General features: G+C 73.2%; 22 protein-coding genes and 1 tRNA gene. 7 read left to right on the top strand and 16 right to left on the bottom strand.

Going from position 1 to position 24,988, the window contains the following annotated elements; genetic code table 11:
- On the top strand, window positions 1-695 hold a 695-nt coding region (locus tag C3486_RS18610; protein WP_146075012.1), incomplete at its 5' end, for an FHA domain-containing protein.
- A 25-nt stretch (window positions 696-720) separates the two neighbouring features.
- On the opposite strand, the gene C3486_RS18605 is transcribed toward C3486_RS18610, so the two are convergent.
- Window positions 721-1,752 carry a methyltransferase domain-containing protein gene (locus C3486_RS18605; RefSeq protein ID WP_103833843.1) on the bottom strand — a complete coding sequence of 344 codons (1,032 nt, stop codon included), beginning with the start codon at window positions 1,750-1,752 and terminating at the stop codon, window positions 721-723.
- Between the two features lie 112 nt (window positions 1,753-1,864).
- On the opposite strand from C3486_RS18605, the gene C3486_RS18600 reads away from it, so the two are divergent.
- Window positions 1,865-2,269, top strand: coding sequence for a globin (locus tag C3486_RS18600; RefSeq protein ID WP_103833842.1), 405 nt, complete (start codon window positions 1,865-1,867; stop codon window positions 2,267-2,269).
- A gap of 82 nt (window positions 2,270-2,351) precedes the next feature.
- On the opposite strand, the gene C3486_RS18595 is transcribed toward C3486_RS18600, so the two are convergent.
- From C3486_RS18595 to C3486_RS18560, 7 genes are all read right to left on the bottom strand, one after another.
- The gene (locus C3486_RS18595) at window positions 2,352-3,062 is read right to left on the bottom strand and encodes a hypothetical protein (protein ID WP_103833841.1); all 711 of its coding nucleotides are present in this window, start codon (window positions 3,060-3,062) and stop codon (window positions 2,352-2,354) included.
- Window positions 3,059-3,529: a thioesterase family protein gene (locus tag C3486_RS18590; protein WP_107501221.1), complete on the bottom strand. Its 471-nt coding sequence runs from the start codon at window positions 3,527-3,529 to the stop codon at window positions 3,059-3,061. The genes C3486_RS18595 and C3486_RS18590 overlap by 4 nt, the downstream gene beginning before the upstream one ends.
- 10 nt (window positions 3,530-3,539) lie before the next feature.
- Window positions 3,540-5,204: an energy-dependent translational throttle protein EttA gene (ettA, locus tag C3486_RS18585; protein ID WP_103833840.1), complete on the bottom strand. Its 1,665-nt coding sequence runs from the start codon at window positions 5,202-5,204 to the stop codon at window positions 3,540-3,542.
- A gap of 531 nt (window positions 5,205-5,735) precedes the next feature.
- Window positions 5,736-7,145: a Cys-Gln thioester bond-forming surface protein gene (locus tag C3486_RS18580; RefSeq protein WP_103833839.1), complete on the bottom strand. Its 1,410-nt coding sequence runs from the start codon at window positions 7,143-7,145 to the stop codon at window positions 5,736-5,738.
- Between the two features lie 254 nt (window positions 7,146-7,399).
- The gene (locus tag C3486_RS18575; protein WP_258052853.1) at window positions 7,400-8,230 is read right to left on the bottom strand and encodes a single-stranded DNA-binding protein; all 831 of its coding nucleotides are present in this window, start codon (window positions 8,228-8,230) and stop codon (window positions 7,400-7,402) included.
- Window positions 8,231-8,364: 134 nt separating this feature from the next.
- Window positions 8,365-10,314, bottom strand: a complete 1,950-nt coding sequence (locus C3486_RS37325) for a GTPase (RefSeq protein WP_374936891.1) — start codon at window positions 10,312-10,314, stop codon at window positions 8,365-8,367.
- A 770-nt stretch (window positions 10,315-11,084) separates the two neighbouring features.
- Window positions 11,085-12,956, bottom strand: a complete 1,872-nt coding sequence (locus C3486_RS18560; protein ID WP_103833838.1) for a GTPase domain-containing protein — start codon at window positions 12,954-12,956, stop codon at window positions 11,085-11,087.
- A 302-nt stretch (window positions 12,957-13,258) separates the two neighbouring features.
- Here C3486_RS18560 and C3486_RS18555 point away from each other — a divergent pair.
- A tRNA-Arg gene (locus tag C3486_RS18555) sits at window positions 13,259-13,331 on the top strand.
- A gap of 203 nt (window positions 13,332-13,534) precedes the next feature.
- A complete protein-coding gene (locus tag C3486_RS18550) occupies window positions 13,535-14,185 on the top strand; it encodes a LysE family translocator (protein ID WP_103833837.1) in 651 nt (216 codons plus the stop codon).
- Between the two features lie 165 nt (window positions 14,186-14,350).
- Here the strand turns inward: C3486_RS18550 and C3486_RS18545 are convergent, their stop codons facing one another.
- The gene (locus tag C3486_RS18545) at window positions 14,351-15,685 is read right to left on the bottom strand and encodes an alpha/beta hydrolase (RefSeq protein WP_103833836.1); all 1,335 of its coding nucleotides are present in this window, start codon (window positions 15,683-15,685) and stop codon (window positions 14,351-14,353) included.
- Window positions 15,686-15,803: 118 nt separating this feature from the next.
- Here C3486_RS18545 and C3486_RS18540 point away from each other — a divergent pair, with 118 nt between their 5' ends.
- Window positions 15,804-16,433, top strand: coding sequence for a TetR/AcrR family transcriptional regulator (locus C3486_RS18540; RefSeq protein ID WP_103833835.1), 630 nt, complete (start codon window positions 15,804-15,806; stop codon window positions 16,431-16,433).
- Window positions 16,434-16,572: 139 nt separating this feature from the next.
- Here C3486_RS18540 and C3486_RS18535 read toward each other — a convergent pair whose 3' ends face one another.
- Complete coding sequence (locus C3486_RS18535; RefSeq protein ID WP_103833834.1) at window positions 16,573-16,998, bottom strand: NUDIX hydrolase; 426 nt, start codon at window positions 16,996-16,998, stop codon at window positions 16,573-16,575.
- Window positions 16,999-17,508: 510 nt separating this feature from the next.
- Here C3486_RS18535 and C3486_RS18530 point away from each other — a divergent pair.
- Complete coding sequence (locus C3486_RS18530; RefSeq protein WP_103833848.1) at window positions 17,509-18,561, top strand: glucose 1-dehydrogenase; 1,053 nt, start codon at window positions 17,509-17,511, stop codon at window positions 18,559-18,561.
- Between the two features lie 170 nt (window positions 18,562-18,731).
- On the top strand, window positions 18,732-19,679 hold the full coding sequence (locus tag C3486_RS18525) for a YihY/virulence factor BrkB family protein (RefSeq protein WP_258052851.1): 948 nt from the start codon (window positions 18,732-18,734) through the stop codon (window positions 19,677-19,679).
- Window positions 19,680-19,706: 27 nt separating this feature from the next.
- Here the strand turns inward: C3486_RS18525 and C3486_RS18520 are convergent, their stop codons facing one another.
- From C3486_RS18520 to C3486_RS18495, 6 genes are all read right to left on the bottom strand, one after another.
- The gene (locus C3486_RS18520; protein ID WP_181138599.1) at window positions 19,707-20,222 is read right to left on the bottom strand and encodes a hypothetical protein; all 516 of its coding nucleotides are present in this window, start codon (window positions 20,220-20,222) and stop codon (window positions 19,707-19,709) included.
- A gap of 254 nt (window positions 20,223-20,476) precedes the next feature.
- Window positions 20,477-21,154: an ATP/GTP-binding protein gene (locus C3486_RS18515; protein ID WP_258052850.1), complete on the bottom strand. Its 678-nt coding sequence runs from the start codon at window positions 21,152-21,154 to the stop codon at window positions 20,477-20,479.
- Window positions 21,135-21,494, bottom strand: a complete 360-nt coding sequence (locus C3486_RS18510; protein ID WP_103833833.1) for a DUF742 domain-containing protein — start codon at window positions 21,492-21,494, stop codon at window positions 21,135-21,137. Before C3486_RS18510 ends, C3486_RS18515 begins: the two co-directional genes overlap by 20 nt.
- Complete coding sequence (locus C3486_RS18505) at window positions 21,491-21,898, bottom strand: roadblock/LC7 domain-containing protein (RefSeq protein WP_103833832.1); 408 nt, start codon at window positions 21,896-21,898, stop codon at window positions 21,491-21,493. The genes C3486_RS18510 and C3486_RS18505 overlap by 4 nt, the downstream gene beginning before the upstream one ends.
- Window positions 21,895-23,451 carry a sensor histidine kinase KdpD gene (locus C3486_RS18500; RefSeq protein ID WP_103833845.1) on the bottom strand — a complete coding sequence of 519 codons (1,557 nt, stop codon included), beginning with the start codon at window positions 23,449-23,451 and terminating at the stop codon, window positions 21,895-21,897. The genes C3486_RS18505 and C3486_RS18500 overlap by 4 nt, the downstream gene beginning before the upstream one ends.
- Window positions 23,452-23,778: 327 nt before the next feature.
- Complete coding sequence (locus C3486_RS18495; protein ID WP_103833831.1) at window positions 23,779-24,900, bottom strand: rod shape-determining protein; 1,122 nt, start codon at window positions 24,898-24,900, stop codon at window positions 23,779-23,781.
- Window positions 24,901-24,988: the final 88 nt, after the last annotated feature.

Below are 24,988 nucleotides of genomic sequence, written 5' to 3'. Positions count from 1 at the left end.
AGGGCCCCGGTCCCCAGGGCCCGGGGCAGCAGGGTCCCGGTCCGCAGGGGTTCCAGCAGCCCGGGCCGCCGCCTCCGCCGTACGAGCAGTCCGCGCCCCCGGCGCCGCCCGGCCCGTTCGACTCGCAGCAGTCCGGTCCGTACGAACAGCAGCCGCCGCAGCCGTTCCCGCAGCAGCAGCCGCCCCAGCCGTACGACCAGCAGGGCCAGCAGGGCCAGCAGGGCCAGCAGGGGACCGGCGAGCAGCCGTGGCCGCCGGGCGGCGGCGCGCCCGGCCCGGCGGCGACCGCCGCCGGCTGGGTCGCGGTGATCGCGCCGGACCGTGAGTACTTCATGGCGATGATGGGCCGCAGCGGTCCCGAAGCCGCTGGCCTGAACCTCCCCGCCTACTCCCCCGAGCAGCAGCTGCCGCTCTCCGGCCAGCAGGTCACCATCGGCCGCCGCCGGCAGAGCACGGGCGAGTCGCCGGACATCGACCTGGCGCGCGCGCCGGAGGACCCGGGCGTCTCGCACCAGCACGCCATGCTGGTGCAGCAGCCGGACGGCGGCTGGGCCGTGGTGGACCAGAACTCCACCAACGGCACGACCATCAACGGCGGCGAGGAGCCGATCCAGCCGTACGTCCCCGTCCCGCTCCAGGAGGGCGACCGGGTGCACGTCGGCGCCTGGACGACGATCACGGTCCGCCGGGGCTGAGCCCCGTGCCGCTCGTCCGGCCCCGTCAGCCGGGGCCGGGCAGCGGCCAGCGGTGCGGGCCGTTGGGAGCGTCCAGCCACGCCCACTGCCGGCCCGGCTCCACCGTCACCCCGAACCGCTCCCGGCGCGGCCGGTGCTCAGCGCGCCACAGCGCGTACGCCGCGTCCGGCTCCAGCGTCCCGGCGCTCAGCGCGCGCAGGAAGTGGAACCGCTCGTCGGCCAGCGCCTCCGGCGGCAGCGCCCCGGCCGCGTCCCGCGCCGCGGCGCGCTCCCGGTCCGCCGCCGCGTCCTCGGGGCGCTCGGCGGAACCGGCGCTGCGCAGCCGCACGAAGTACGCCGGCGTCGACAGGAACCGCCCCTCCGCGCGCCCCGGGCCCGTCACCCGCAGCAGGACCAGCCCGGTGGCCAGCGGGGTGAGGATCAGCCCGCCGGTCCTGCACTGCGCCACCCACGCCTGCGGCACGGACGGCAGCCGGCAGGTCGCCATGATCCGGTCGAACGGCGCCCGGTCCGGACAGCCCAGCGCGCCGTCCCCGGTGACCACCAGCGGCCGGTAGCCGGCCGCTGCCAGATGCTCCCGGGCCGGCCCGGTGATCTCCTCGTCCAGGTCGACGGTGGTGACCCGCCGGTCGCCGAGCCGGTGCGAGAGCAGCGCCGCGTTGTAGCCGGTGCCCGTGCCGATCTCCAGCACCTCGTGCCCGTCCTCGATCCGCAGCTCGGCCAGCATCGTCGCCATCAGGGACGGCTGGCTGCTGGAGGAGACCAGCTCCCCGCCGCTCACGTGGGTGGCCAGCGCGCTGTCGGCGTAAGCCCCGCGCAGCCACTCCCGGCGGCGCTCCGGGTCGGGGTGGTCGGCGGCCCGCCGCTCGTATCCGCCGGCCACGCCCACGTAGTACACCGGCACGAACAGATGGCGGGGCACCTCGGCGAACGCGGCCCGCCAGTGCGGATCGGCGGCCCCGCCGCCCAGCGTGATCAGCCGTACCAGTCCGGCCCGCGCCGTCGCGGCCTCGGCGGCGTACGGATCGTGCGTCGGTCCCGTGCCGTTACCGCTCATACCTCCACTCTGCTACGCCCCCGCCCGGGCCGCCGTGCCGCCCGTGGGCCCGGCGGGTTCCCGTGGTCGTAGATCTTCCGTACTCGGCCGGTACGTCTGAGACCATGGAGGGGTGAACGAGATTCCGCGCGGCACGCTTCAGGAGCAGACCTTTTACGAGCAGGTCGGTGGCGAGGAGACCTTCCGGCGTCTGGTGCACCGCTTCTACCAGGGCGTCGCGGAGGACCCGCTGCTGCGGCCCATGTACCCGGAGGAGGACCTCGGCCCGGCCGAGGAGCGCCTCGCGCTGTTCCTCATGCAGTACTGGGGCGGCCCGCGTACGTACAGCGAGGGCCGCGGCCACCCGCGGCTGCGCATGCGGCACATGCCCTTCAAGGTGGACCGCGCGGCGCACGACGCCTGGCTGCGGCACATGCGGGACGCGGTGGACTCCCTGGAGCTGGCGCCCGAGCACGAGACCCAGCTGTGGAACTACCTGACGTACGCGGCCGCCACGATGATCAACAGCGACGGCTGAGGACGACGGTCCGCACACCGCACAGCACGAGAGGCCGGGCCGCCCCGAGGGGCGGCCCGGCCTCCGTCATGCGTCAGCGGTGTCAGGCCGGTGTGACCGACAGACCGTGGAGCCCGCCCGTACGCACGGCGATCGAGCCGTGCGGCGTACGCAGCCGGAGCCAGCCGCCCGCGGCGAGCAGCGAGTACGGCTCCGGGAGCGGACCGGCGCTCGCGGCACCGGCCGGGGCGTGCACCGCGCGGAGGAAGCCCAGGGACTGCGCGGCGTGCACGGCGCGCAGCGGGAGGTGGGTGTCGCCGACCGTGCGCGACCAGATCTCCCGGCCGATCCGGTCCCGCTCCGTACGGGTCCGCCGCTCCGGCGGCAGCTCCCCGTCGCGGGCGCGGAACTCGGCGACCGAGGCCGCGAGCATCCGGCCCAGCGCCTCCGGCTCCGGCAGCCCGGGCACCCGGCGCCAGCCGCCCTGCGGAGGCAGCACCCCGGCCCACGGCGGCCCCGTGACCTCGGCGGGCACGCCGAGCTTGCCCGCCGGCTCCTCGATGCCGTCGAGCAGTTCACCGGCCGAGACGGTCGTGTCCAGCTGGGCCGGCTCTCCGAGGCGTGCCGTACGGATGGCCAGTACCTCGAAAGACGGCGGCCGGCCGAAGACGGCGAGCACGCCGCCGTCGCCGGGCCCGCCGGCCGGTGCGGCCCGCAGGCGCACCGCCGCGGCCCGGTCGTAGTGCAGCAGCCGGGACAGGAAGGCGGCGAGGTCCGCCGCCTCCCCGTCGTCGGCGAGGCGCAGGACCGTCATGCGGCGACGGCCTCCGAGCGCTGCGCGCCGTCGCTCCCGCCGTCGGCGTCGTCCGTGTACTGCTGCAGGAACGCCTTCTCCTCGGCGCTGATGCGCCGCGGGCGCCCCGCTTCGAGGTCGTACGGCACCACGACGGTGGAGGCGCGCACGTACACGGTTTCCTTCCCGTCCGGCCCGGCGGGGTCCTTGATCTCGTACTCGATCGTCAGGGACGCCGCGGTGATCCGGGTCACCCAGGACTCGATGGTCACCGGCTCGTGCCGGTGGACCAGCGGGCGGACGTAGTCGATCTCGTGCCGGGCCACGACGGACCCGCCGGAGAACGACGGACTGCCGTCCCCCGGCGCCAGCCGGAACATGAAGTCGATCCGCGCCTCTTCGAGGTAGCGCAGGAAGACCACGTTGTTGACGTGGCCGAACGCATCCATGTCCGCCCAGCGCAGGGGGCAGGAGTAGACGTGTCGCACGCGATCAGCCTCAGCCTCGGGTCAGCTTCTTGTAGGTGGCGCGGTGCGGACGGGCGGCGTCCGGACCGAGCCGCTCGATCTTGTTCTTCTCGTACGACTCGAAGTTGCCCTCGAACCAGAACCACTTGGACTCGCCCTCGTACGCCAGGATGTGCGTGGCGACGCGGTCGAGGAACCAGCGGTCGTGGGAGACGACCACGGCGCAGCCGGGGAACTCCAGCAGCGCGTTCTCCAGCGAGGACAGGGTCTCGACGTCGAGGTCGTTGGTCGGCTCGTCGAGGAGGAGCAGGTTGCCGCCCTGCTTGAGCGTGAGCGCCAGGTTGAGGCGGTTCCGCTCACCACCGGAGAGCACGCCGGCCGGCTTCTGCTGGTCCGGGCCCTTGAAGCCGAACGCGGAGACGTACGCGCGGGACGGCATCTCGACCTGGCCCACGTTGATGTAGTCCAGCTCGTCCGACACCACGGCCCACAGGGTCTTCTTGGGGTCGATGTTGGCGCGGTTCTGGTCCACGTACGAGATCTTGACCGTGTCGCCGACCTTGATCGAACCGGAGTCGGCGGACTCCAGGCCCTGGATCATCTTGAACAGGGTCGTCTTACCGGCACCGTTCGGCCCGATGACACCCACGATGCCGTTCCGGGGCAGCGAGAACGACAGGTCGTCGATGAGGACCTTGTCCCCGAACGCCTTCGAGAGGTGCTCGACCTCGACGACGACGTTGCCCAGGCGCGGGCCCGGCGGGATCTGGATCTCCTCGAAGTCCAGCTTCCGGGTCTTCTCGGCCTCGGCCGCCATCTCCTCGTAACGGGTCAGACGGGCCTTGGACTTGGCCTGCCGGCCCTTGGCGTTGGAGCGGACCCAGTCCAGCTCCTCCTTCAGACGCTTCGCGCGCTTGGCGTCCTTCTGGCCCTCGACCTTCAGGCGCGCGGCCTTCTTGTCCAGGTAGGTGGAGTAGTTGCCCTCGTACGGGTGGGCGCGGCCGCGGTCCAGCTCCAGGATCCACTCGGCGACGTTGTCGAGGAAGTACCGGTCGTGGGTGACGGCGACGACGGTGCCCTGGTACTGCGCGAGGTGCTGCTCCAGCCACTGCACGGACTCGGCGTCCAGGTGGTTGGTGGGCTCGTCGAGGAGCAGCAGGTCGGGGGCTTCCAGCAGCAGCTTGCAGAGCGCGACGCGGCGCTTCTCACCACCGGAGAGGTTGGTGACGCCCCAGTCGCCGGGCGGGCAGCCCAGCGCGTCCATGGCCTGCTCGAGCTGGGTGTCCAGGTCCCAGGCGTTCGCGTGATCCAGGTCCTCCTGGAGCTTGCCCATCTCCTCCATCAGCGCGTCGCTGTAGTCGGTCGCCATGAGCTCGGCGACCTCGTTGAAGCGCTTGAGCTTGTCCATGATCTCGCGGGCGCCGTCCTGGACGTTCTCCAGGACCGTCTTGGACTCGTCGAGCGGCGGCTCCTGCAGCAGCATGCCGACGCTGTAACCAGGCGTGATGAAGGCGTCACCGTTGGACGGCTGCTCCAGCCCCGCCATGATCTTCAGCACCGTGGACTTACCGGCACCGTTGGGGCCCACGACACCGATCTTCGCCCCCGGCAGGAAGTTCAGGGTGACGTCGTCGAGGATCACCTTGTCGCCGTGCGCCTTGCGCGCCTTGCGCATGGTGTAAATGAACTCAGCCAAGAGAAACCGTCCGGCAGTCTGGATCTGGAAGTGGGCAGTACTACCCATCTTGCCGTACGCCGGTCCCCCGACGGAAACGGGTAACCCACCCCACCCCGGGCCCCGCCCCCGAGAGTGAGGGGCAAGCGGGGGTTGACGCGGGGGGGCGGGGCCCAGCCCCTGCCGGGGGCCTGGCGGATTCCGGGGTGGGCGGTGCGGGGCCCCGGCGGGGTGGCTGTCGCGCGCGGGGCCGCAGACCTTCGTGTGCGGGGGGGGGCGGGGGCCACCGGTGCCGGGGCCGGGTGGGTTTCCGGCAGGGGCGGTGCGGGGGCCAGCGGGGGTCTTCGCGCTCGGGCCCGGGACTGGCCTCCGTACAGGAGGGCGGGCGAGGCCCCTGACCGCGGCTCGGCGGGGGCGCGCCGGGTCGGGTGGGCCGCCGGGCGCGTGGGGGCGGGTAGCCGACGGCCCCGGGCGCTCGGGGCGCTCCGGGGCCGGGGCTCGTACTCACCTACCGCACGCGGTGCCGATCACGCACCGTGCGCTCGCCGCTGGTCACTGCGTGACGCCGGCCTTCTTCTTGCGGAGGAAGAACACCGCCGCGCCGCCGATCACGACCAGCGCGACCGCGATACCCGCGATCACCGGGGTGGCGCTGCTGGAACCGGTCTCCGCCAGGTCACCGCCGTGGTCACCGGCCGAGTCACCACCGGTGCCACCGGCCGACGCCGGGCTCGGGTGCGCGGACGGGGCCGGGGTGCTGCCGCCGCTGCCGGCGGTCTTGCAGTCCAGCACGCCGGTGAACGTCTTCGAGAAGCCGTTGTCACCCTTGACCGTGATCTCGTACGACTGGTCCTCGGCGACCGGCACGGTCACCGTCTCCGACTTGCCGGGCGCGACCTCGTGCTCCTTGCCCGCCAGCTGGAAGTGGAACGCCTCGTCACCCTTGTTGCCGACGGTGACGTCGACGCCACCCTTCGCGCAGTCCTTCTCGGCGGTCACCGCCGGCACCGCGCCCTGCTTCGCCCAGGAAGCCGTGGCCACCGCGGACACGGTGGACTCGCTGGAGCCCGCCAGGATCTGCGTCTGGCTCTTGGCGTGCTCACCGACACCGGTGAACGCCCGGCCCACCGGCACCTTCGTCGCGGCCTGGACGGTCAGCGAGGTGGAGCCGTCCTCGGCACCCGCCGGCACGTCGAAGAACAGCTGCGCGCCGTTGGGCGCGCTGGTCAGCGGCTTGCCGGCCTTGTCGACGACCTTGACGCCGGACGGCGCGTCCGCCGCCGGGGTGACCGTCGCGCTCTGCGCGTTGGTGTGGACCGTGACCGGCCCGATCCGGCTGCCGGACTTGCCGGAGACGGCCGGCGGGTCGAGCGTCAGGGACGCCGTCGGCTCCTGGAGGTCCTGCGCGCTCTTCTCCAGGTAGTCGGCCAGCTTCTCCGCCGCCGGGTCGACCGCGTCGACGTCGGCGTGGTCGGAGAAGCGCCAGATCGCGACCTGCGTACCGGCTGCGGCGGTCTTCTCGGTCAGCGTCCCGGCACCGGCCTTGCTCGCCAGCGCGGCCAGGTCGTTCACCTGGGGGTAGGAGTTCTGCAGGATCCAGCGGATCTTGCCGGCGTCCTTGTTGTTGTGCAGCGACGACTGGCTCCAGGGCACTTCCTGGTACCTGGCCTGGTTCTGCGTCGGGTTGTGGATGTCGATGCAGTACGTCTGGAGCGAGCCACCCTTGTCGACGGCCATCTCGAAGAGCCCGGCACCGATCTTCTGGTTCCGGCCGTGGTCGTGGATGACGGCCTGGTCGTACACCTTCAGACCGCCGAGCGTGGCGGTGGCTCCGCTGTGCGCCGGGGGCGCGTCGTCCGCGACAGCGGGGCCCGCCGTGACTATCGCACCCGCCGCGGCGAGGCCCGTGGCCAGTACCGCGGCGGCAAGGCGGGCCGCACCGCGCCTCTTCACAGAAATCATTGAATTCCCCTCTGGGGCGGGGCAGGTCGATTGGGAGGTGGCCCCGCCGGAAAGAACCGAGACTCAACAGCCGAACGGAACGATCAGCCCCCGTGAGTAACTCGTGATGATCAGCCCCCGTGAGTACTCGTGGATCCTAGAGAGCGAGCGCAACAGCGTCCCCAGTGATGCCGTGCGACAAGCGATCCGAATCACAATCGTTACCGAGCGAGACGCCGTTGACCTGGGATTATCGACAAATCACCGGGGGCAATTCAGGACACTGGCACCTTCTCCGGCGAATCACTTCGAGCCCCGGAATCACCAATTCCGGTCACCCGATCGCCATTTCCCCTGCCGGAGCCAGTAGTTCCGTTCGTGAAGCCGCCACTATCCGTGTGCGGCCCGGGAGTTGCGCCTTCGGCGGCGTCCCATTGGAGCCCATTCCCTTCGGAATGACCCCCATCTCCCCCAGTTTCGCTCAGTGATCCATCCATTGCGGCGCGTCGTTCCCCATTCTTCTGCGGGAGTTCTCGTTCTCCGGCGCCACCGGGCACTTGCTCGGTGGCGCCGGCAACTTGCTCGGTGAAGCCGGGGAGTTCGGATGACCCGCCCACCGTCGTGGCCGCGTGGGCGTCCGTGCCGGGGAGGGGTACCACCCTGGCGGCGCGCCGGAAGGCGGCGGTGCCGCGCGTGAGGTCGTGCCCGATCGCCACGGCGTCGACCTCCGCCGCGAACCACCGGCCGCCACCACGCTCCGGCGGGTTCTCCCCCTCGCGCACCGTCAGCCGGCCGCGTACCAGGAGTGGTTCGCCGACCGCCACCGAAGCGGCGAGGTTGTCGGCGAGCGCGCGCCACGCCCGCACCGTGTAAAAACTCGTGGGGCCGTCCGTCCAGCGGCCCTGCTCCCTGTCGAACCGGCGTGGTGTGCAGGCCATGCGGAACCGCGCCGCTGCCGCGCCGTCCTTTGTATAGCGGTGCTCCACCGCCGTCGCCGCGTTCCCCGTCAGCGTCACCATCGTGTCGGTCATCGTCGTCTCCCCCGTTTCTGCTTCGGCCGTCCTGTGCTGTTCGTTCTGCGTCGGCGGCCGCGTCGTGAAATCCATGCTGCACGGATTCGCGAAAGCTCGTCGGGGGCTGTGGACAACCATCGGCGCGAGAGCGATCGGACACCGGGTGGGGAAAACACCGCCACTCGTGCGGGTGAGGGGGCCGGGGCGCCGACGGCGCCCCGCCCCGCTCACACGCCCGCCGCCACCGCGAACTGCTCGCGCACCTCCCGGTACCGCAGCAGCTCGGCCGCGACCGGCTCCAGCACGCGGGCCCGGCCGCACCCGGCCGCCGCTGCCCGCAACTCCCGCTCGGCGTCCTGCCCGTACCGCCGTGCCGGGCCGCGTGCCGCAGCACCGCACAGCCAGGACAGCGCGGGCCCGCCGACCGTACCGACCGTGATCAGCACCAGCGCCGGCAGCCAGCCGGCCCCGTCGGGGACCAGACCGGCCCCGCACACCAAGCCGACCATCCACAGCATGCCCATGACCTGCAGCGCAACCAGCAGGCCCTGACCCGCGGCGGCCACGGTCCACCACCTCGGCCGCACCGGCGGCCCGGCCCGCAGCGCCTCGTCGGCCGCCTCGGCCGCCCGGTCCAGCACCTCCGGCAGCCCCTGCGCGCCCTTCTCCGCCGCCTCGCGCACGGCCTGCGCCCACGGCACGGGCAGCCCCCGCGCCGCCTCACCGGCCACGCCCCGCACGGCCTGCTCGGTCACGGTCCGCGACGTCCGCGCGGCAGCGCTCCGCCGCGCCTCACCGGCGTCGGGCCCCGCACCACCGGGGCGCCGGCCGCTGCCGCCCGCCCCGATCCCGCCGTACGCACCGGAGCCGTTGGTCCCGTTGGCCGCCCCGCTGGCCCCGCCGTCACCCGTCCCGCTGCGGTAAGTGCCCTGGCCGTACGTCCCCTTGCCGTACGCCCCACCGGCGTACGTCCCGTCGCCGTACGACCCGTCGGCGTACGTCCCGCTGCCGGGTGACGCACCCTTCGCCGCTCCGGTGAACGACCCGGTGACCGACCTGCCGGCTGCCCCCGTGACCGGCCCGGCGGCCGCCCCTGTGACCGGCCCCGTGGCCGGTCCCCGGAGGCCGTCCGCGCCGGCCTCCCTGCGCTTCACCACGTCCGCGCGCCAGTTGCGGAGACGGGCCCACGGGGTGGCGCAGGCGCGTTCGGCGTGGCGCAGCCAGTCGCGTTCGGCGGCGCTCCCGGTCGCCGCGGCGCCCACGGCCTCGGCGAGCCGTTCCTCGAAGTCCTCGCGGGCCTGCTCGGTCAGCCCGACCTGCCCGTCCGCCACGTAGACGGGCTGCAGCCGTTCCGCAGCGGCATCCACGTCCGCGGCCAGGCGGCGCCCCGCCGCACCCCGCTCCGCGACGAACTGCCGCAGCGCGTCCCGCAGCTCGTCCACGCCCTCCCCTGTCGCGGCGGACAGCGCGAGTACCGTGGCGCCCGGCTCGCCGTGCTCGCTGAGCGCCAGCCCGTCCTCGTCGAGCAGTCGCCGCAGGTCGTCGACCACTTGGTCGGCGGCGTCGCCGGGCAGCCGGTCCACCTGGTTGAGCACCACGAACGTCACCTCGGCGTAGCCCGCGAGGGGCCGCAGGTACCGCTCGTGCAGCACCGCGTCCGCGTACTTCTCCGGGTCGACGACCCAGATGACGGCGTCGACCACCTTCAGGAGCCGGTCCACCTGGGCCCGGTGGCCGACCGCGGCCGAGTCGTGGTCCGGCAGGTCGAGCAGGACGAGGCCCCGCAGGTCGTCGTCGGCCGCGGGGCCGCCGTCCGGCCCGGTCTGCGTACCGGGGACGAACCGCTGGTGCGCGGGAATCTCCAGCCGGTGCAGCTGGGCCTCGGCCCCAGCGCGATCGCCCGGCCACACGCACGCCACGGGCTGCGAGGTGGTCGGCCGGCGCGCCGCCACCTCCGAACACGGTGCCCCGGCGAGCGCGTTGAACAGGGACGACTTACCGCTGCCGGTCGCGCCGGCGAGCGCCACGACCGTGTGCTCACCGGACAGCCGGTACCGCTCGTCCGCCGCGTCCAGTACCCGGCCGGCCTCATCCAGCGTCGAACCGTCCAGCCGCGTCCGGGACAACCCGATCAGTTCCCGCAGCGCATCGATGCGGGGCGCCAGTTCCTCCTCCACGCTGCGCCGCACCTGCGGCACGTACCCGTAGGCGGACCCTTCGGCCCCTCCGGCGGTCTCTCCGTCGGCCCCTCCGGCGGCCCCGCCATCGGCCGTACCGTCGCTACCGTCGATCGCTCCACCGTCGGCCCCCGGGCCCTTGTCCGCACCCGCGCCCGCACCCGCACCCGTGGCCGCTCCGGCCGCCGTCTCCCGCGGCTCCTGCGCCTCCCGTGGCCCGACGGTCGCGGCCGCCTCCGGAACGGCCGGGGCCACGGGCTCCGGGACGCCGGGACGGCCGCTCCCCCGTGGCCCCCGTGCCCGCGCCCCCTCCTGAGCAGCGCGGCGCGCACCACCGGGGTGTCTCTCGTCCTCCCCGGCGCGGCGCGCGATCAGCCCGTCGTCCCAGCCGCTCCCTCGTACAGCGCCGCCGTCCGCACCTTCGCGTTCACCGCTCACCAGAAGCCCTTTCCGTACGTACCACTGAAGTCGCCACGATCGCCGCAACCGTCGAAGCCACCGCCGTCACCCGAAGCACCGAGGTCCCCGAGCACTTCGCCTCCGGGGACGGCGACGTCTTCGCCCTCGGGAACGGCGATGTCTTCTCCCTCGGGAACGGCGATGTCTTCTCCCTCGGGGACGGCGAGAAGCCCGACCCGAAGGACGGAACCCGGCCCGAAGGACGGCACCCGGCCCGAAGGACGGTGCCTGGTCCGAAGGACAGAGCCCGGCCCATTGGTCGGAGCCCAGCCCGGGGCGGGAGCCCGGGTGCCGCGCACCGGGCGGGCGGCTCACCCCGCCATCGCCCCTTCCCGCACCGCGCCGCGCTCCCGGGCCAGTTCCGCGTGCAGGACCGACAGCGCGGCGATCAGCTCGACCTGCTGGCCCGGTGGCACCGTCAGCTCGTCCAGCGGGGCGAGCCTGCGGTCCCGCTCGGCCGCCAGCGCCCGGTCCAGGTACGTGCTCAGCAACGCACCACCCCTGTCGCGCAGCCGCAGCGCTCCATGGGCGCCGAGCAGTTCGGCGAGGTTCTCGCCCGCCGTACGGGCCCGGCGGCCGCCCAGCAAGGTGGTGGCCAGCAGCGCCGCGGCCTCTTCGGGCACCGACGCCCCCGATCGCTCCGGGCCGCGCGGCTCCCCGGGGACGCGTGCCTCGCGGGGCAGTCCCCGTACGCCGCCGAACAGCCCCCGTGTCTCTCCGGCCGCTTCCCGTGCCGCGCGTGCCTCGCGCGCCTCCTCCTCGGCGAGCTCCTCCAAGCAGCGCCGCCAGCGCCGCGCCAGGATGCCCAGCCGCCCGGCGGTACCCGCGTCCCCCGAAGGGGCGCGTCCCGCCGCACCTTCGTACTCCGCGACCGCGTGCCCCGGTACGCCGAGTCCGGCCGCCGCCGGATCGCGCCGCCAGGCTTCCGCCGTGCGTTCGTCCGCTTCCTCCACCGCGCAGCACAAGAGGGAGGTGAGGCCGCGAGTCAGGGCGTCCAGCAGTTCGTCGGGGCGGCCGCCGAGTGCGTGGTCGCGCCAGTGGGCGTGCGCGTCACCCGAGAGGACGTCCCCGCCGGCCACGGCGCTCCGTACCCGCTCCGACGCCTTCGCGTACGCCTCGTCGACCCGGTCGGCCAGCCGGACCGCAGCGGCGTGCTGGGCGGCGGACGCGGCGGCCAGCGCCGGCAGTCGGCCGCGGAGCGAGGCGATGGCCCCGGTCACGGACCGGGCAGCGGCGGCCTCCCGCGCCGTCGGCTCCTCGGCGTGCCGCTCCAGCCACGCGCGGAGCGCGGCGACCGCGCTGGCGGGCAGCAGGCCGCTGCCGCCGCCGGCCGACTCGGGCAGCTCGGGGATGGTGAAGCGGGGCACGTCGCCGAGGCCCGCGCGGTTCAGCAGGGCCGCGTACCGGTCCGCGATGTCCGGCGCGATCTGGTGCGGCACCCGGTCGAGCACGGTGACGAGCGTGACGTCGTACTCCTTGGCCGTGCGCAGCAGGTGCCAGGGGACGGCGTCGGCGTACCGCGCGGCCGTGGTGACCAGCACCCACACGTCCGCCGCGCAGATCAGCTCCGCCGCGAGCTCACGGTTGCGCGCCACGAGGGAGTCGATGTCCGGCGCGTCCAGGAGGGCCAGCCCCCGGGGGACGCCCCGGTCCGTCTCGATGCGCAGCGGTGCGGGCCCGTCGCCTTCGGAGGCCGCGTCGCCGTCCTCCTCGTCGTCCTCGTACGCGCCCGCTCCCCCGTCGCCGTCGCCTCCGTAGAAGCCGCTTCCGTACGAACCCTCCCCATACGGGTGATTCCCGGCGCCGCCCTGTTCGGGCATCCAGACGCGTACGAGGTCGGGCAGGACGCGGGGCGCGGTGAACCAGGGCCGGTCGTCCGGATGGCACACCAGGACGGGCGTACGCGTCGTGGGCCGCAGCACGCCGGCCTCCGTGACGTGCCGCCCGACCAGGGAATTGACCAGTGTGGACTTGCCGGCCCCGGTGGAGCCCCCGACGACCGCCAGGAGCGGTGCCTGAGGAGCGCGCAAACGGGGCATCACATAGTCGTCGAGGTGAGCGAGGAGCTCGGCACGATCACGGCGGGCGCGTGCGGCCCCTGGCAGCGGCAGCGGGAAGCGCGCGGCGGCGACGCGGTCACGCAGCACGGACAGCGCGTCGATGATCCGGGGTCCTACGTCCAAGGTCGCCACATGTGAAGAATGCCCAATTTCGACGCCTTTTTGAAGCGTATAGCCCTATGTGCGCGCCGTATGAACCCACCCAAAACGGTACGTGTGGCCCGTGGGGCGGCCGAGGCAGAAGGGACTCAGGCATAACGAGTACACAACACCCGTCCCGTGAGGCGCCAAAACCGGTGCAGAATTCGTACCTGCCTGCGATTATCGGGACCGCTTCACCGAACCTCCACAACGTGCCACGGAGGTGAAGCAACCGGGACGAGGCACGCGGCCCCCTATCCTGGTCCGCGGTCCGTGATCCACCGGCCCCCGTAGCTCAGTGGATAGAGCAGGTGCCTTCTAAGCACTTGGCCGCAGGTTCGAGTCCTGCCGGGGGCGCACCGCAAGGCCCTCCCTCCGGGAGGGCCTTTTTGCTGTTCAGGGTATCTGTGAGCTCCGGCATGGAGGTACCGGTCGCTGTCCCGGTGACGGTGGTACGGGGCGAAGTCGCGGCCATGATCGGCGGGCCGTCGCCGGGGCCGGGGGCGGGGGCATGTGCTGCTAGGTTGCGCATAGGGGAACGTGCGTACGGAGGTAGTGCTGTGGTCGGGCTGGGAGCAATAGCGGGGATCGCTCTGGTGGAGCTCGGCATGGTGCTGACGCCCGGGCCGAACATGATCTACCTGGTCTCCCGCTCGATAGCGCAGGGCCGCCGGGCGGGGCTGACCTCGCTGGCCGGGGTCGCCCTCGGCTTCCTGGTCTACCTCCTCGCGGTGGCCGCCGGCATCGCCACCGTCTTCGTGCTGGTGCCGGAGATCTACCTGGCGGTCAAGCTGGCCGGTGCGGGCTACCTGCTCTGGCTGGCCTGGAAGGCCGTCCGCCCGGGCGGACGGTCCGCCCTCGCGCCCAAGGAGCTGACGCCGGACAGGCCCCGCAAGCTCTTCCTGATGGGCCTCCTCACCTGCCTGCTCAACCCCAAGGTGGCCATCCTCTACATCTCGCTGCTGCCGCAGTTCGTCGACCCGGACCGCGGCCATGTCGCCCTCCAGGGCCTGCTGTTGGGGCTGACCCAGATCGCGGTGGGCGTCGCGGGCAATGCGTTCTTCATCGTGACGGCCGGCTCCGTCGCCGGATTCTTCGGCCGGCACCCCCTCTGGCAGCGCCTGCACCGCTACGTGATGGGCACCGCACTGGCGGGCTTCGCCGTCAAGATCGCCACCGAACGAACGGGCGCGGCGGTCGCCCTGCGCTGAGGGCACGTCCTCGCCGCGACCGGTGCGGCGGACGCAGTCGAGGCCAGTGCGGCGCAGTCGGGGCCGGTGCGGTGCAGAGTGGCAAGGCACCCGGGCGGGCCAGGACCGTCCCGCGGACCTGGCACTCCTTCTCCGCGACTTGGACGCCGGCCCAGGGCTGCCCGCCTACTTGTGGGCGCGGAGGAAGGCCGGGATGTCGGCTCGGGTCGGGTAGTCGGGCAGCGGGGCGGGCCTGTCCTGGAGGAATGCGGTGATGACGGCTGCCGCTCGCTGGTCGTTGTCGTCCAGGCCGTTCCACATGTGGTGGCCGACGCCGGGCATGTACTGGGTCCGCCGGATCGCGGGGTCGTTCGCGAGGACGGCCGTCTCCCACTGCCGGACCTGGGAGGAGCACTCGGCGATCATCAGCATCGCGGGGGTACGGGAGCGCCTCAGCCGAGGGGCGATGGAGGGCGAGTCCCTGATCGTTCGCTGGATGCGGAGGCTGGCGGCGGCGCTGAAGGAAAAGTTCCGTACCGTGTCCTCGACCGGGATGCGGTGCGCGTCCCGTGCGCAGTAGCCGGACGCGGTGTCGCTGCCGAGATCGGCGGCGGTGAAGGCGTTGACGCCTTCCGCCTGCCCTACCAGTCCGTTGTCGGGGCTGAGCAGTTCGAGCCGCATGAGGCCGAAGGCGACCGCGTACCGCGGGACGTACGTGGAGCGCGGTCCGGCCATGGCCGGTGCGATGCCGCGGGCCGACGGCCGCCCCTGCCGCCCCGCGATCCGGGCGGTGGGGCCGTCCATCGGGCCCGGCTCGGCGATGACCGCCCGGCGCAGGTGGGCGGCGGTGGCCGGGTCGGCCAGCGCGCGGGTGAGCACGACCGCGCCCGAGGAGAAGCCCAGTACGTCGATGCGGCCCTTGCCGAGCCTGCCGGCGAAGGCGCCGAGGTCATGGACGGAGCGGGTGATCGAGTACTGGTCCATGGGCAGCAGGTCGCTGCGTCCGCCGCCGGCCTGCTCGTAGGCGTACACGTCGTAGCCCTGGCCCGCGAGTCGCCGCAGGAAGTGGTGGTCGCGCACGGGTATGCCGCGCACCGGTCCGCCGCCGAGGTAGACGAGCGGAGCGCGGTGCCGGGGGCCGCTGCCGGTGGGCGGGTAGTGGTAGACGGCGACCCGGCTGCCGGTGGACAGGCGCCAGTGCTCGGCGGTCACGGACGCCAGGGCGGGCGGATAGCGGCGCGCCGCGGGAAGGGTCGGGACGCACACCGACAGCGTCAGGGCCGCCGCGACGAGCGCCGGCACGAAGGGGACCAGCCGCCCCGGCCAGGACCGGCGGCGGCCCCGCCACAGCGCCGCGACCACCGCGACTCCGACGGTCGCCGACCATGCGGCGAACCCCGACCCCGCGCCATCGGTGACGACGATCAGCGCGAGGAACAAGGCGACCAGCCCTGCCACCGCGGCGGCGGCCGCCAGCAGGCGGCCGGCCCAGCGCAAGGGACGTACGACGGACGGCGGCATGGTGTTCTCCCCCAGTTTTTTGGAACCCCGTTGTGAACGCTGTCGTGCACCGCGCTTTGCCTCGCGCACCGCGTTTTGAAACGTCGTTTTGAAACGATGTTACGGCTAGACTGCTTCCGTGGGAAGGCCGAGAACGAACGACGCCGCCGTCAGGGAACGGCTCGTCGCATGTGCGACCGAGATGTTCGCCACCCGTCCCCCGGAGTCGGTCACCATCCGTGCGCTGGCCGCCGCCGCCGGGACGTCGACGGCGGCGGTCTACACGCTGTTCCGGGGCAAGGACGGACTGATCCGCGAGGTGCGCGACCAGGCGGTCGCCGGCCTGTTCGAGGAGCTGACGGCTGTTCCCGGCTCGGAGTCCGCTCTGGCGGACCTGTACGCGCTGGCCACGGCGTATCGCCGGTGGGGACGCGAACACCGTCACCTGTACACGGTGTTGTTCGGGGGCGCGCAGTCCTTCGTCCCGTCGGACCGGGTCGGCGACCGTGACCCGGTGCGGCCGCTCGTCGCGGCGATCGACCGTGCCGTGGCGGACCGTGTCCTCGCGGGCGACACCACACTGATCGCCGTCTCGTTGTGGGTCGCCCTGCACGGGCTCGTGACCCTGGAACTCGCCGGCGGTCTCGACGGCGCCGTGGCCGACACCGCGTTTCGGTCGACGGTTGACGCCGTACTGCGGGGCTGGGCAACCCCCGCCGCTTTCCCCGGCCTTCGAGGCACGGACACCGACAACGACGACGGGGGCTGAGCACCCCCGCGTCGGTGCCGGGAGATCTCCGAGCTTGTGAGGCGAACGGGTCGGCGTCTGCCTCGTCGCGCGGCCTCAGCCAGTACTGTCGCGCGGCCTCGGCGAGTGAGTGCCCGGCCGGGTTGCTCGTCTCGGTGGGTCAGTGGGGCAGTTCGGTGTCGAGGTAGTGCTGGACGGGGACGAAGAGGCCCTGGGGGACGTAGCGGGGGAGCTCGTCGTGGCTGACCCAGGCGACCGCGGAGAGCTCGTCCGACGCCGCGGTGTGCGCCTCTCCCGAGACCACCGAGCAGGCGATGTACGACAGCAGCATGCGGGTCTGCGGGTGCACGCGGCGGCCGAGCAGCCGGACCACTCTGCTCCTGATCCCGGTCTCCTCCAGCGCCTCCCGCACCGCCGCCTGCTCCGGGGTCTCCCCCGGTTCGAGCTTGCCGGCCGGGAACTGCCAGGCGAGTGTTCCCTCCGGGACGCGGCGGCGGACCAGGAGGACGCGGTCGGACCGGACGACCACCGCGGCGGCGACCGACTTCTCCGACGTGGTGACCGGCTTCTCCGACGTCTTGGACATGAGGCCCCCTCGGAGCGTGACAGTGTCACTGACAAGCCTGCCCATCGACGGCGGCCCGGGCACATGCCGGGCGGTCATTGCCCGGTGTTGCTTGCCCGGTGCGCGTTGCCGACTGCCGGTGGGGCGACGGGGGTTGGCGAGGTACGGGAGGGGTGCGGCGGACCGCCGTGGGCACGGCGGAGAGCGGCGGGGCGCGTCTGCGTACTGCTGCTTCCGGGGGTTGTCGGGCCGGGTGACGGCCGGAGGGCCCCCGCCCGGCCCCGCCCACTCCCCCAGCTCCCCGGCTTCTCTCATGCAGGGCAGACGGGTGATCCCGGCGTTCTCGCGTGGGTTCGTCGGGGTGTGGCGGCGTGTGCGGATGACGGGGCGGGCGGTTCGGAGGTGAATGAGGGGCGGGCGTTCCGTGACCGTTGCGGAACGGGGTGCGGCGGGTACCCGCCGGGCTCCGGCCGGCGGTGGCGGAGCGGCTGCCGGGCGGGCCGTAGTGAAGCGACGAGAGGGTTTGTGACCATGCGCGCGCTGACCATCCGGCCGATGCAGCCAGGTTCGCTGGAGGTGCGGGAGGTGCCCGATCCGGTGGCCGGGCCGGGCGAGCTGCTGGTGGACGGGCTTGCCGTCGGGGTGTGCGGTACGGACAAGGAGATCGCGGCCGGCGAGTACGGTGCAGCGCCGCCGGGGCGGGACCGGCTCGTACTCGGGCACGAGTCGCTCGGGCGGGTACGCGAGGCACCGTCGGGAAGCGGCTTCGCACCCGGCGACCTGGTGGTGGGCGTGGTCCGGCGGCCCGATCCGGAGCCGTGCGGGGCGTGCGCGCGGGGCGAGTTCGACATGTGCCGGAACGGGCGCTACACCGAGCGCGGCATCAAGGAGCGGGACGGTTACGCGAGCCAGGCGTGGACCGTGGAGTCCGAGTACGCGGTACGGATCGACGCCGGGCTGCGCGGCGTGGGCATGCTCATGGAGCCGACCACCGTGGTGGCCAAGGCGTGGGAGCAGGTCGAGCGCATCGGCAACCGCGCGTGGTTCGAGCCGCAGCGGGTCCTGGTGACGGGCGCAGGCCCGATCGGCCTGCTGGCCGCGCTCCTCGGGGCACAGCGCGGGCTGGACGTGCACGTACTGGACCGGGTGACCGGCGGCCCGAAGCCGCAGCTGGTGCGCGACCTGGGCGCGACGTACCACAGCGAGGACATCGAGCAGGTCACCGAGGCGCTCCGCCCGGACATCGTCATCGAGGCCACCGGAGTGGGCCGGCTCGTCTTCGACGCGATGGCGGGGACCGCCGCGTACGGCATCGTGTGCCTGACGGGCGTCTCCCCGACCGGACGGCAGCTGACCGTCGACGCGGGCACCGTGAACCGGGACCTGGTGCTGGCGAACGACGCGGTGGTGGGCTCGGTCAACGCGAACCTGCGGCACTACCGGCAGGCGGCCGACGCGCTGGCCCGTGCCGACCGCGACTGGCTGGCCCGCATGATCACCAGGCGGGTGCCGCTGACCCGCGCCCAGGAGGCGTTCACGGCGCGGGACGACGACATCAAGGTCGTCGTCTCCCTGGAGGAGTGAGGGTGACCGAGTGAGGACCGGCGGAGTGAGGTCGGGGGCGCGCGGGACGGGCGCGGGGGCACGGGGGCCGAGGCACGAGGGACGAGGGCGGGCGCATGAAGGCGGGTGCTGAGCCCGCGGAGCCGGAGCAGGGGCCGGACGGCGCTCCGGTCAGGCGGACCCGTGGCCCTGTGGCGCGGCGCGTGCGGCACTGGCTGCACGTACGGCGCATCCAGGAGCGCGGCAGCGAACTGGAGCTGCTGCACCGCTCCATGGGCTTCGGCGCGCTGGGCCTGGTCACGCTCGTACCGCTGCTGATCGTGGTGGCCGCCGCCGACCCGTTCCGGCACCGCGGGTTCGCGCTCTGGCTGGTCGACGGCATGGCGCTGTCCGGCCGCTCCGCCGACACCGTGGAACGGATCTTCACCGCGCCGCGCCAGGCCGTCGCCACGACCGGCGCGGTCAGCCTGATCGCGCTCGCGGTCTTCGGGCTGAGCTTCGCTGGCAGCGTGCAGACCGGGTACGAGAAGACCTGGAGCCTGTCGGTCGGGCCCTGGCACCGGGCCTGGCGGCAGACCGTCTGGCTGGCCGTCCTGATGGCGTACCTCTATGCCGAGGTGCAGTCCCGCGGCACGGTGCCCGAGCCGCTGCGGATCGTGCTGAACCTGCTGGTCGGCGTGGGGTTCTTCTGGTGGGGCCAGCGGTTCCTGCTCGGCGAGCAGGTCTCCTGGCGGGCGCTGCTGCCGGGCGCCGTCGCGACCATGGCGGGCCTGGTCGGGCTGCGTGCCTTCTCGTACCTGGTCTTCGCGCCCCTCATCGTCAGCAACGCGGTCAGCTACGGAGCCGTGGGGGCGGTACTGATCGTGGAGTGCTGGCTGGTCGGGGTCGGCTTCGTGGTCTTCGGCGGCGCGCTGCTGGGCCGGCACTTCCACGAGCACCCCGAGCGCCATGTCTTCCCCCGCACGCGTCACATCCGGCACACCCGTCACGTCCACCATCTGCAGGCGCCACGCCGCCCACGGGGCAGCACCAGCGAGGACGCGGAGGCGCGGGACGGGGAGACGCGGAACGGAGACGGACGGGACGGGGACGCGCCGAACGGGGGCCCACCCCCCGGTGAGCCCCCGCGCGCCCCGTGAGCGGCCGGGCGGGGCCCGGCCCGTGCGTCACTTCGCCGGTGCTTCCTTGATGTCCGTGATCTGACGGGTCTCCAGCGAGCTGCGGACCGCCACCCGGGAGGTGCTCGGGTGGCTGCCCGAGTCCCAGGTGAGGGTGACGACCGTGTACGCGCTGCCGGTGCCGGAACCGTCGTAGCTGACCGACCACTTGACGGGGACGTTCTGTGCGCGCAGGACCCCGTCGGCGTGGTTCTTGGCCTCCCAGGCGGCGAGCCGCTTGCGCAGGTCGGCGCGGAGGTAGTGGGTCCGCAGCTGACCGGCGAGCCGGCCGTCCTCGTCGTAGACGGCGTCGATGTACGCGCCGTAGAAGTCCGCGACCCGGTCCACGGTCGATTCGGGGCTGCCGCCGCGCACCGGCTGGGCCGCCGTCTGTGCCGCGGGCCGGACGGGCGGCGGTGTGGTGGTCGCGCCGAAGGCCGGGATGGCGGCCGAGGCGGTGAGCAGCGCGGCGGCGGCCGTACCGAGGACGGCGGTGCGGCGACGCGCGGGACGCGAGGTACGCATGGTGATTCCTTCCCCCAGGATGAACGATTGGTCCCTGAGTCAGCGGGTCCATGAGATAAGACACTCATATGCCTGGGAAGGGTTGTATTCGACCCGGTGTGTCATTCGGGGTTCCCCGGGATGGCGTCCACCAGCGTCCCCGGCCCGGCCGATTCGGCCATCGCCTTCCGGCCAGTGCTCCCCGGAGAACGCGAAGGGCCCGGGCCGGCTGGTGCCGGTCCGGGCCCGCGGTCCGCGCACGGTCTGCGGGTGCGCTACGCCTCCGCGTTGACGGCGAGTCCGTGCAGGTAGTGCATGAGGGTCATCAGGACGTCGCGGCTGGAGGTGCGCAGCCGGGCGTCGCAGTCCACGATCGGCACCTCGGGAGGCAGGTCCAGGGCACCGCGCAGCTCCTCGACGGGGTACTTCGGCGCATCGGGGAAGGAGTTGACCGCGACGACGAACGGGACGCCGCGCTCCTCCAGCCGTCCGATGACGTCGAAGCTGACCTCCAGCCGGCGGGTGTCGACCAGTACGACGGCGCCGAGCGCGCCGTCGAAGAGGCCGTTCCACAGGAACCAGAAGCGCTGCTGGCCCGGGGTGCCGAAGAGGTAGAGCACCAGTTCCTCGTTGAGGCTGATGCGCCCGAAGTCCATCGCGACGGTGGTCGAGGTCTTGCGCTCGACGCCCACGGTGTCGTCGACTCCGACACCTGCCTGGGTCATCGTTTCTTCGGTGGTCAGCGGGCGGATCTCGCTGACCGCTCCCACCAGGGTCGTCTTGCCGACCCCGAAACCGCCCACGATCACCACCTTGACCGCGGCCGCGGCCGAGTCCGGCAGCGCGTCCTCGCTCCGCGGTCCGACGACCGGTTCGGCGGCCAGCGCCTGCCCGGCCACGGGCTGCTCGGCGAGCGCCTGTCCGGCGGCCGGCTCAGAGCTGTTGAAGTCCATGGATCACCGCCTCAATAAGGGAACGGTCCGGAAGTTCTGCGGGCGGTACGGGCGCGCGCGCCACCACCCGCCCGTCGGCCAGCAGGTCACCGAGGAGCACGGTGACCACGCTGACCGGAAGCTTCAGGTAGGCGGAGATCTCCGCCACCGACAGCGGGGAGTGGCACAGCCGCAGGATCGAGGCGTGCTCGGGCTGACTGCCCGGTTTCGGCGCGGCCTTGGCCACGATCAGCGTGACCAGGTCGAGGGAGAAGGTGTGCGCGGCGCCGGTGCGCCCGCCGGTGATCACATAGAGCCGTTCGGGGCTCTCGTCCTCCCAATCCTGGCCCGCTCCGCTCACGCGGCCGGTCCCTCGCCGCGCGGCGGGCTGCTGAGGTGCTCGCCGATGCGGGCCACCAGGTCGCGCATCTTCATCCCGATGAGGCCGGCGTCCACCCCTTCGTCGGCCAGCACCGCGAGGTAGGCGCCCGCGCCGGCCGCCATCAAGTAGAAGAAGCCGCCGTCCAGTTCGATGACGACCATGCGCATCCTGCCGTCACTGTGCGGGAACTCCGCGGAGACGGCGCCGGCCAGGGACTGCAGGCCGGCGCAGGCGGCGGCCAGCCGGTCGGCGGTGTCGGTGTCCGTGCCGTACTGGGCCATCCGCAGGCCGTCCGAGGACAGCACGACGACGTTGCGGGTCTGCGGGACGCTCTCCGCCAGGTCCTTGAGCATCCAGTCCATGTTGGCCCGGTGCTGAATCATGGCAACTCACTCTTTTCCGACGAATCGTCACTCTTCGGCCCGGCGGTCCCGCCCTGGTCCCCGGACAGGCCGCTCTGGAAGGCGGCGAGCCACATGCCGGGCTGCACCTCGGGGGCGGCCTCCGGTGCGGGCGGCCGGTGGTCTGCGGTGTCGGTGGCGGTGGGCGCCTTCGGCGCGGGCCGGGCCGGCGCGGTGGCGCGGGTCTTGCGGCGCCGCTGCGGCAGCCCGTTGGCGGTCCGCTCGGTCACCACCGGCACGTCCTCCTGGGTGTCCTCGGCCCGGGGCGGCGAAGCGGGCACGGAGGGCACGGGACCCGTGGGCTGCCGCGGGAGCGTCGGGTGCTCGGTGCGGTCGCCCACCTGCCCGGAGGAGGCGCCGATGCCGTGCGCCCGGCCGGTGGCGGGCGCCGTGGTGATCAGGTCCTGCGGCACGATGAGGACGGCGCGCACGCCGCCGTACGCCGAGGGCCGCAGCGACACCTGGAAGTCGTACGCCTGGGCCAGCCGGCCGACCACCGCGAGGCCGAGCCGCGGGGTCTCGCCCAGGTCGTTGACGTCGATGCCCTCCTGGGCCTGCTGGAGCATCCGCTCGGCCCGCTTGCGTGCCTCCTCGCTCATGCTGACACCGCCGTCCTCGATCTCGACGGCGATGCCGGACTGCACCTCCACCGCGGTGAGGTGGACGCGGGTCTGCGGCGGGGAGTAGCGGGTGGCGTTGTCCAGCAGCTCGGCGAGCGCGTGGATGAGCGGTTCGACGGCCTGGCCGACGACCGCGACCTCGGAGACGGAGTGCAGTTCGACGCGCTGGTAGTCGATGATCCGCGACATCGCGCCGCGGAGCACGCTGAACAGCGGGACGGCGCGGCTCCACTGGCGGCCGGGGCGGGCGCCGCCCAGTACGGCGATGGAGTCGGCCAGCCGGCCGATGAGCGCGGTGCCGTGGTCCAGCCGCAGCAGGTCGCCGAAGACCTCGTGGTTGTGGCCGTGCCGGTCCTCCATGCCGCGCAGTTCCTGCGCCTGCTGGTGGACGATGGCCTGCACGCGGCGGGCGATGTTCACGAACGCGCGCTGCGCGGACTCGCGCAGGTCCTCCTCGCCGACGACGGCGTCCAGGACCGAGCGCAGCACCGCCTGGTGGGCGGCGGTGAACTCGGGGGTCAGTCCGGCCTCGCGGGCCTCGCGGTCGAGCCGTTCCGTCATGGAGGCGAGCACGTCCTCGGGGAACTCCTCCTGACCGAGCCGGCTGACGACCTCGGGCAGCAGTTCCTCGGCGAGCCGTACGGTCGCGGCCTCCTGGCGCGCGAGCACCGCGGCCTGCACCTCGGAGGTGCGGCGGAGTCCGTCGAGGACCCGGCCGCGGCGGGCGGTCTCGGCGGCGAGGAGGGCCACCGCGACGGTGGCGACGCCTCCGGTCCACAGGACCGGCGTCAGCGCATCGGAGGGGACGAGCACGGCGGCGGCCACCGCGGCGATCAGGGTGAGCGCCGCCGGCAGTATCCACACGAACGCCGAAGCGCTTCGCCGGCCTCCGGGCGACGATCCTTCTCGAACCATCAGCACCCTCAACCAATCGAAAAGATACGGGGAATTCCTCGGGCGCAGCCGTGAGGGCAGCGTCGACACACAGATCACCAGTGGTAACTGCCAGTACGCTGAGCCGGTCTCAGCATAACCGGACTTGATCACTCCTTGACGCCGGGTCATGTCGCCGCAGGTGGACGGCTATTCGCTGCACAGAGCGGACAGATCCGCCCGGCCGGCGGGCACCGCTCCACGCCCTCCCGTCACGCTGCGTGCACATTCCGACACGTCTCACGGGCAGGCCGGACCGCCGCGCGGGCAAGGGAGTTGACCGCGCGGCGGGCCCGAGCGGACGGGCCGTCAGAGGCGTACGGCGCGCCGCGGCTGTGTCTTCGCGTCGGCCAGCAGGCCGTTCATCGTGGCGAACTCCTCCACGCACTTGCCGGTGCCGGCCACGACGCAGTTCAGCGGGTCCTCGGCGACCACGACGGGCACCCCGGTCTCCTGCGTGAGCAGCCGGTCCAGGCCCCGCAGCAGGGCGCCGCCGCCGGTGAGCGCGATGCCGTGCTCGATGACGTCGCCGGACAGCTCGGGCGGGCAGGCGTCCAGGGTGCGGCGGACGGCCTGCACGATCGCGTCGACCGGCTCGGCGAGCGCCTGCCGGACCTCCTCGGCGGTGATCTCCTGGGTCCGCGGCAGGCCGTTGACGTTGTCCCGGCCGCGTACGGTGCAGGTGTCGACGCGCAGGGCCACGGTGTCCTCGGCGTCCCCCTCCTCCGCGCCGTCCGCCGCCGGCTCCGGCAGGTGGACCTCCTCCGGCGTCCACATCGCCGAGCCGATCGCGATCTTGATGTCCTCGGCGGTGCGCTCCCCGATGGCCAGCGCGTGCTTCCTCTTGACGTACGCCATGACCGCCGCGTCCATCGCGTCGCCCGCGACCCGTACGGACTCGGCGGTGACCAGGCCGCCCATCGAGACCACCGCGACCTCGGTCGTGCCGCCGCCGATGTCCACCACCATGCAGCCCACCGGCTCGGCGACCGGCAGCCCGGCGCCGATGGCCGCCGCCATCGGCTCCTCGATCAGCTGCACCTCGCGCGCGCCCGCGCGCCGGGCCGAGTCGACGACGGCCCGCCGCTCGACGCCGGTGATGCCCGACGGCACGCAGATGACGACCCGCGGCCGGGAGAACCGGCGCCCCGGCAGCGCCTTCTTCATCAGGCCCCGCAGCATCCGCTCGGCGGCGTCGAAGTCGGCGATCACGCCGTCCCGCAGCGGCCGCATGGCGGTGATGCCGGAGGGGGTACGGCCGATGGTGCGCTTGGCCTCCGTGCCGACCGCGATGACGTCGCCCGTCGCGTTGACGGCGACCACGGACGGTTCGTCGAGCACCACGCCCTTGCCGCGTGCGTACACCAGGGTGTTGGCGGTGCCCAGGTCGATGCCTATGTCGTACGTACCGCCGGAGGAAGTGCTGGCCATGAGGAGTTCGCTCGCTCGCTTTCGGCTCGGACTGCGGGTACGCCCGCGGCGCGGCGTGCGGAGTCCGCCGACATCGCGCCCCAGACGG

Origin of the sequence: Streptomyces sp. Ru73 (assembly GCF_002920575.1) — a bacterium.
GTDB lineage: Bacteria > Actinomycetota > Actinomycetes > Streptomycetales > Streptomycetaceae > Streptomyces.
The sequence above is the reverse complement of the archived record's forward strand: the minus strand, read 5'-3'. Positions and strand labels throughout refer to the sequence as shown.

What these genes read in the sequence shown, in the direction of transcription:
- C3486_RS18520 (WP_181138599.1), bottom strand. Translation starts at nt 20,222, where the DNA reads ATGCGTACCTCGCGTCCCGCGCGTCGCCGCACCGCCGTCCTCGGTACG.
- C3486_RS18545 (WP_103833836.1), bottom strand. Translation starts at nt 15,685, where the DNA reads ATGCCGCCGTCCGTCGTACGTCCCTTGCGCTGGGCCGGCCGCCTGCTG.
- C3486_RS18500 (WP_103833845.1), bottom strand. Translation starts at nt 23,451, where the DNA reads ATGGTTCGAGAAGGATCGTCGCCCGGAGGCCGGCGAAGCGCTTCGGCG.
- C3486_RS18495 (WP_103833831.1), bottom strand. Translation starts at nt 24,900, where the DNA reads ATGGCCAGCACTTCCTCCGGCGGTACGTACGACATAGGCATCGACCTG.
- C3486_RS18530 (WP_103833848.1), top strand. Translation starts at nt 17,509, where the DNA reads ATGCGCGCGCTGACCATCCGGCCGATGCAGCCAGGTTCGCTGGAGGTG.
- C3486_RS18595 (WP_103833841.1), bottom strand. Translation starts at nt 3,062, where the DNA reads ATGACGGTCCTGCGCCTCGCCGACGACGGGGAGGCGGCGGACCTCGCC.
- C3486_RS18535 (WP_103833834.1), bottom strand. Translation starts at nt 16,998, where the DNA reads ATGTCCAAGACGTCGGAGAAGCCGGTCACCACGTCGGAGAAGTCGGTC.
- C3486_RS18505 (WP_103833832.1), bottom strand. Translation starts at nt 21,898, where the DNA reads ATGATTCAGCACCGGGCCAACATGGACTGGATGCTCAAGGACCTGGCG.
- C3486_RS18575 (WP_258052853.1), bottom strand. Translation starts at nt 8,230, where the DNA reads ATGGATTTCACGACGCGGCCGCCGACGCAGAACGAACAGCACAGGACG.
- C3486_RS18580 (WP_103833839.1), bottom strand. Translation starts at nt 7,145, where the DNA reads ATGATTTCTGTGAAGAGGCGCGGTGCGGCCCGCCTTGCCGCCGCGGTA.
- C3486_RS18605 (WP_103833843.1), bottom strand. Translation starts at nt 1,752, where the DNA reads ATGAGCGGTAACGGCACGGGACCGACGCACGATCCGTACGCCGCCGAG.
- C3486_RS18515 (WP_258052850.1), bottom strand. Translation starts at nt 21,154, where the DNA reads ATGGACTTCAACAGCTCTGAGCCGGCCGCCGGACAGGCGCTCGCCGAG.